The sequence below is a fragment of the Herbaspirillum frisingense GSF30 genome, from assembly GCF_000300975.2.
In the GTDB taxonomy this organism is placed as follows: domain Bacteria; phylum Pseudomonadota; class Gammaproteobacteria; order Burkholderiales; family Burkholderiaceae_D; genus Herbaspirillum; species Herbaspirillum frisingense.
In genome coordinates, this window is the sequence record NZ_AEEC02000029.1 from 58,366 (window position 1) to 64,731 (window position 6,366).

5 protein-coding genes and 1 pseudogene are annotated in these 6,366 nt (G+C 63.1%); all 6 read left to right on the plus strand.

Annotation, left to right across the window (positions count from 1 at the left end; translation table 11 throughout):
* The first annotated feature begins 37 nt into the window (after nt 1-37).
* On the plus strand, nt 38-1,114 hold the full coding sequence (locus HFRIS_RS18105) for a protein-glutamate methylesterase/protein-glutamine glutaminase (RefSeq protein ID WP_039876336.1): 1,077 nt from the start codon (nt 38-40) through the stop codon (nt 1,112-1,114).
* A 177-nt stretch (nt 1,115-1,291) separates the two neighbouring features.
* Nucleotides 1,292-1,687 carry a chemotaxis response regulator CheY gene (gene cheY, locus HFRIS_RS18110; protein WP_006712751.1) on the plus strand — a complete coding sequence of 132 codons (396 nt, stop codon included), beginning with the start codon at nt 1,292-1,294 and terminating at the stop codon, nt 1,685-1,687.
* Nucleotides 1,680-2,339: a protein phosphatase CheZ gene (cheZ, locus tag HFRIS_RS18115; RefSeq protein ID WP_006712753.1), complete on the plus strand. Its 660-nt coding sequence runs from the start codon at nt 1,680-1,682 to the stop codon at nt 2,337-2,339. Before cheY ends, cheZ begins: the two co-directional genes overlap by 8 nt.
* Nucleotides 2,340-2,699: 360 nt before the next feature.
* On the plus strand, nt 2,700-3,875 hold the full coding sequence (gene flhB / locus HFRIS_RS18120; RefSeq protein WP_039876338.1) for a flagellar biosynthesis protein FlhB: 1,176 nt from the start codon (nt 2,700-2,702) through the stop codon (nt 3,873-3,875).
* A 2-nt stretch (nt 3,876-3,877) separates the two neighbouring features.
* Nucleotides 3,878-5,986 carry a flagellar biosynthesis protein FlhA gene (gene flhA, locus HFRIS_RS18125; RefSeq protein ID WP_006712755.1) on the plus strand — a complete coding sequence of 703 codons (2,109 nt, stop codon included), beginning with the start codon at nt 3,878-3,880 and terminating at the stop codon, nt 5,984-5,986.
* Nucleotides 5,983-6,366, plus strand: a pseudogene (locus tag HFRIS_RS18130) (flagellar biosynthesis protein FlhF); the annotation flags it as partial. The gene flhA and the pseudogene HFRIS_RS18130, both read left to right, overlap by 4 nt.

The following is a 6,366-nucleotide window of genomic DNA, read 5'->3' on the forward strand; positions in this document are numbered from 1 at the left end:
GTCAGCAGGGTAATTCCGAAATTTGAGTGATTGAGTGATGAAAATTAAAGTTCTTATCGTCGACGACTCCGCACTGATCCGCAGTGTCATGCGCGAAATCATCGGCAGCCAGCCGGACATGGAAGTGGTGGGCGTGGCGCCCGACCCGATCATCGCCCGCGAGCTGATCAAGCAGACCAACCCGGACGTGCTGACGCTGGACGTGGAAATGCCGCGCATGGACGGCCTGGATTTCCTGGAAAAGCTGATGCGCCTGCGCCCCATGCCGGTGGTGATGGTGTCTTCGCTGACCGAGCGTGGTTCCGAAATCACCCTGCGGGCGCTGGAGCTGGGCGCCATCGATTTCGTGACCAAGCCCAAGATCTCCATCCAGAGCGGCATGCAGGAATATGCCGACATGATCGCCGACAAGATCCGCGCCGCCGCCAAGGCACGCGTGCGCGCTCGCCCGTCACGTGCGGCCGAGCAGGCAGCCACCCCCGGCGAGGCCTTGCCGCAGATCCGCAATCCGCTCACCAGTAGTGAAAAGCTGATCATCATCGGCGCTTCCACCGGCGGCACCGAGGCCATCAAGGAATTCCTGATCCGCATGCCTTCGGACTGCCCCGGCATCCTGATCACCCAGCATATGCCCGAAGGATTCACCCGTTCCTTCGCTCAGCGCCTGAACAACCTGTGCAAGATTTCCGTTGTGGAATCGGCCGGCAACGAGCGCGTGCTCCCGGGGCACGCCTATATTGCACCCGGCCATTCCCACCTGAAGCTGGTGCGCAGCGGCGCCAACTACATGACCCAGCTCGACCAGGGCCCGCCGGTGAACCGCCACCGGCCGTCAGTGGATGTGCTGTTCCAGTCGGCTGCGACCTGCGCCGGCAAGAACGCCGTGGGCGTGATCCTGACCGGTATGGGCAAGGACGGCGCACAGGGCATGCTGGAAATGCGCAATGCCGGCGCCTACAACTTTGCCCAGGACGAGGCCTCCTGCGTGGTCTTCGGCATGCCCCGCGAAGCCATCGCCATTGGTGCGGCGCATGAGGTTCTTTCGCTGCAGGCCATGCCGGGCAGGGTACTGGCGTGGCTGGCGGAACACGGAAGCCGTGCCCTGCGGGTTTGAAGCTGCGCGATACGCTTATTGTTCTGCCAAATTTGCTGTTGCTGCACTACAATGCGTTGCATATGAGAGGCAGCCTGAGGGTTCACCTCAAGCTGGGAAGATAAGAAGGATTCGGTTCAAGTGAGCGTAGGCACTTGCCGTTATCCACGAATTCAATTGTTCAGATGGAGTCTTAGCATGTCGGGTCCCAATACCAAGTTCTTAGTCGTCGACGATTTCTCGACCATGCGCCGCATCGTGCGCAATCTGCTCAAGGAATTGGGCTACACCAATGTGGACGAGGCCGAAGATGGCGTGCAGGCGCTGCAAAAGCTGCGTAGCGACCAGTTCGATTTCGTCGTCTCCGACTGGAACATGCCCAACATGGATGGCCTGACCATGCTGCAGGAAATCCGCAAGGACCCGGCCCTGTCCAAGCTGCCCGTGCTGATGGTCACCGCCGAAGCCAAGAAGGAAAACATCGTCGCCGCTGCCCAGGCGGGTGCCAACGGCTACGTGGTCAAGCCTTTCACCGCGGCCACGCTGGATGAGAAGCTGGGCAAGATCTTCGAAAAGATGGCTGCAGGTGGCTGAGGTGGAAGGCGGCCTCAATCCCGCCCGTACCGCGTCCACCGAGGGTGCCGCGGTCAGCGAAGAGGTATTGGTCCGTATCGGCCACATGACGCGCAACCTGCACGACAGCTTGCGCGGTCTGGGCTTCGACCGCCTGCTGGAGCGCGCCGCCAGCGACATGCCCGACGCGCGTGACCGCCTGGAATACGTGGCCCGCATGACCGAACAGGCCGCCCAGCGTGTGCTCAATGCCACTGAACTGGCCAGCCCCTTGCAGGAGCGCATCCACGACGGTGCCGGCGAGCTCAAGGCGCAGTGGGAAGCGGCTACCGCCGGCAGCTTCTCGGAAGCCCAGTACCGCGAACTGGGTGCCCGCACCTCGGCCTTCCTGGCGCAGGCTGGCGAAGACAGCAGCGTGACCAAGCAGCAACTGCTGGACATCATGATGGCGCAGGATTTCCAGGACCTGACGGGTCAGGTCATCAAGCGCGTCACCAAGCTGGCACACGACCTGGAGTCGCAACTGGTGCAACTGCTGGTCGATTACTCGCCCTCGGAAACCAAGCGCGAAGACACGGGCCTGCTCAATGGCCCCCAGATCGACCCGGCCGGCAAGGATGTCATCGCCAACCAGGGGCAGGTCGACGATCTGCTGGAGAGCCTGGGCTTCTGATCCTGCGGGTATCTTCATCGAAGGCCTTGCATATTGTCTGATGGGCAATATGCAAGGCCTTCGTCATTGTTGCCCTAGTATGTCGTGGAAATGCCACGTATCACATTCAACATGCAAATCTGACTTTGCCTTGTATCGCCCATGCCCGAAGAAGCGTGCGGTACACCGCCTTCGAGACGCGCCGTTCTGTCCAAGGCAGAGCCTGGGGCTTTTGCCTAGTCCGAAATGGGGGACGTTTTCGCCCCTATTCCCGTGATGATGGCGCCTCCTGGTCGCCAATAATCCTAGCCTATTGTTCTAGAAATCCGTCCAGCGCACGCGACGCCGGGGGGCAAGCAGTTTTGCAGGGGGATACGGCGGATGGCCGAAGACAGCGATATGGAGCGGACAGAACCCGCCACGAGTAAACGCATTGAGCGTGCTCGTGAGCAGGGTGATGTGCCGCGCTCGCGCGAGCTGGCCACTTGCCTGATGCTGCTGGTGGGCGGTAGTTGCGTCTGGGCCTTCAGCGGCCCGGTCGTGACCAGCCTGGACCGCATCATGGTCGCTACCCTGAGCATGGAGCGTGCCGCGGCCTTCGATCCGGTGGTGCTGTTCAACATGCTCAGCGCCCATCTGCTGGATGTGGCCATTGCCATGATCCCCATCGCCTTCATGATGACACTGGCTGCCATGGCCGCGCCCCTGATGCTGGGCGGGTGGCTGTTCAACGTCGAATCACTGGCCCCCAAGTTCAGCAAGCTCAATCCCATCAGCGGTTTTGGCAACATGTTCTCGGTCAACTCCCTGGTCGAGCTGGGCAAGGCTGTCCTCAAGACGCTGCTGGTGGGGACCGTTGCCTGGTTGGCCATTCGCGGCCAGATTGATGCCGTGCTGGGGCTGGGCGTGGAATCGCTCAAGACCGCCGGCGCCCATTCGGCGTATCTACTATGGGTGAGCTTCATCACCATCGTATCGGCGCTGATCCTCATTGCCGTACTGGACGTCCCTTATCAGATCTGGAACTACGGCCGCAAGCTGCGCATGACGCGCGAAGAGGTCAAGCAGGAGCACAAGGAATCCGAAGGCGATCCTCACGTCAAGGGCAAGATCCGCGCCATGCAGCGCGCCATGGCACGCCGCCGCATGATGGCCGAGGTGCCCACCGCCGACGTGGTGGTGACCAACCCGACCCACTACGCGGTCGCGCTGAAATATACCGAAGGCAAGATGGGGGCACCGAAGGTGGTGGCCAAGGGTGCCGACGACATCGCCGCCAAGATCCGCGAACTGGCGCGCGAGCACAAGGTGCCGCTGCTGGAAGCGCCGCCCCTGGCGCGTGCCTTGCACACCCATACCGAGATCGGCGACGAGATCCCCGAAGCCCTTTATACCGCCGTGGCCGAGGTGCTGGCCTACGTGTTCCAGTTGCGCACCTTTGGCAAGTTCGGTGGCGACCGACCGGTGGAGCCGACCGACCTGGCCGTGCCCAAGGACCTCGATCCGGCCACTGCACCTCCCAAGACACGCGGCCCCAAGAATAGAAGCAGGCAGTAACGATGGCGACCAAACTCAATACGATGAAAATTCCGGCCTGGGTGCCGATCAAGAGCGGCAAGGCCTTCGCCGCGCCGATCCTGATCGTCATGATGCTGGCGATGATGGTGCTGCCGCTGCCAGCCTTCATGCTGGACCTGCTGTTCAGCTTCAACATCTCGCTCTCGGTGATTGTGCTGATGACGGCGCTCTATACTGTCAAGCCGCTGGATTTCATCGCCTTCCCGGCGGTGCTGCTGGTGTCGACTATGCTGCGCCTGTCACTGAACGTGGCCTCGACCCGGGTCGTGCTGACCGAGGGCCATACCGGCCCGGACGCCGCCGGCAAGGTGATCGAAGCCTTCGGTCACTTCCTGATCGGCGGCAACTACACGGTCGGTATCGTGGTGTTCGTGATCCTGACCATCATCAACTTCATGGTGGTGACCAAGGGTGCCGGCCGTATCGCCGAAGTGGGTGCGCGCTTCACCCTGGATGCGATGCCGGGCAAGCAGATGGCGATCGACGCCGACCTCAATGCCGGCCTGATCGGTGAGCCGGAGGCCCGCGCCCGCCGCAAGGAAGTGGCACAGGAGTCGGAGTTCTACGGTGCCATGGACGGTGCCTCCAAGTACGTGCGCGGCGACGCCATCGCCGGCATCATCGTGACCGTGGTCAACATCGTCGGCGGTCTGGTGGTGGGGATGGTCCAGCACGACCTGGCCTTCGACGCCGCACTGAAGAACTACACGCTGCTGGCCATCGGTGATGGCCTGGTGGCGCAGATTCCCTCGCTGATCATTTCGACGGCCGCCGGTGTGGTGGTCTCGCGCGTGGCCAACGACCAGGACGTGGGCGGCCAGCTGATCAACCAGCTCTTCGCCAAGCCGGAAGTGCTCTACATCACCGCCGTCATCATCGGCGGCATGGGCCTGATCCCGGGCATGCCGCATATCGCCTTCCTGCTGCTGGCGGCTGCCATGGGCGGTGGCGCGTATGCCATCAGCAAGCGCGTCCAGACCGCCAAGGCCGAAAGTGCCGCCGCCACCCCGCAAGCCGCAGCAGCTGCGGCCGCGCCCGCCGAAGGCGAGGAGGCCAGCTGGAACGACGTCATGCCGGTCGATACCCTGGGCCTGGAAGTGGGCTATCGCCTCATCCCGCTGGTGGACAAGGGGCAGGGTGGCGAACTGCTCAAGCGCATCAAGGGCATCCGCAAGAAATTCGCCCAGGAAGTCGGCTTCCTGTCGCCGCCCATCCATATCCGCGACAATCTGGAATTGAAACCCTCGGCCTACCGCATCACCCTCAAAGGCGTGGAAGTGGGCAATGGCGAGGCGCATGCCGGCCAGTACCTGGCGATCAACCCGGGCATGGTGACCGGCCCCTTGCCGGGCATGATGACTTCCGACCCGGCCTTCGGTCTGCCGGCCGTCTGGATCGACAACAGCCTGCGCGAACAGGCCTCGACCATGGGCTATACCGTGGTCGATGCCGGCACCGTCGTCGCCACCCACCTGAACCATCTGATCACCACCCATGCTTCCGAGCTGCTGGGCCGCCAGGAAGTGCAGAGCCTGCTGGACCACCTGGCCAAGGAAGCGCCCAAGCTGGTGGAAGATCTGGTACCGAAGATGTTGCCCCTGGGTACCTTGCAGAAAGTGTTGCAGAACCTGCTCACCGAAGGCGTGCACATTCGCGATATGCGCACTATCATCGAAACCTTGGCCGAGCACGCCGCGCGCATCCAGGACCCGACCGATCTCACGGCCATCGTCCGCATCGCGCTGGGTCGGGCCATCGTGCAACAGATTTTCCCGGGCGAGAGCGAGTTGCCGGTCATGGCGCTGGACTCCAAGCTCGAACGTCTGCTCATGCAGGCGCTGCAGGCCAGCGGCGACACCGGCGGTATCGAGCCGGGTCTGGCCGATTCGCTGGTACAGCAGACCGAAATTGCGGCGCAGCGCCAGGAGCAGCTTGGCTACGCGCCGGTACTGCTGGTGGGGGCGCCGCTGCGCACGCTGATGGCGCGCTTCCTGCGTCGTGCCATGCCGCAGTTGCGCGTGTTGTCGCACGCTGAAGTGCCAGAATCGAAAACGATTAAAGTTACCAGCCTAGTTGGAGGGCAAGCATGAACGTCAAGAAATTTATCGCCAATTCTTCTCGCGAGGCCTGGCGTCAGGTCCGCGAGGCGCTTGGCCCGGATGCCGTCATTCTCTCCAACCGCAATATTCCCGACGGGGTGGAGATCCTGGCCATGGCCAACGAGGATATGACCACCCTGGTGGCACCCACCGGTGCGCGCGAAGCTGGGGCTCGCCCGCAGGCGGCCTCGCTGCAGCAGCAATCCGGTCTGCCGCCGGCGCAGCAGCCCAAGCGTCCCGCACTGCTGTCTTCGCCGCTGGCGCAGCAGCCGGCCCGCGCCCAGCGTACCGAGCAGGCGCCCCTGCTGGACCAGCCGGCCCAGGGCCGCGCACCCGCCCGCGCAGCAGAAACTGCACCCGGCCCCGATGCG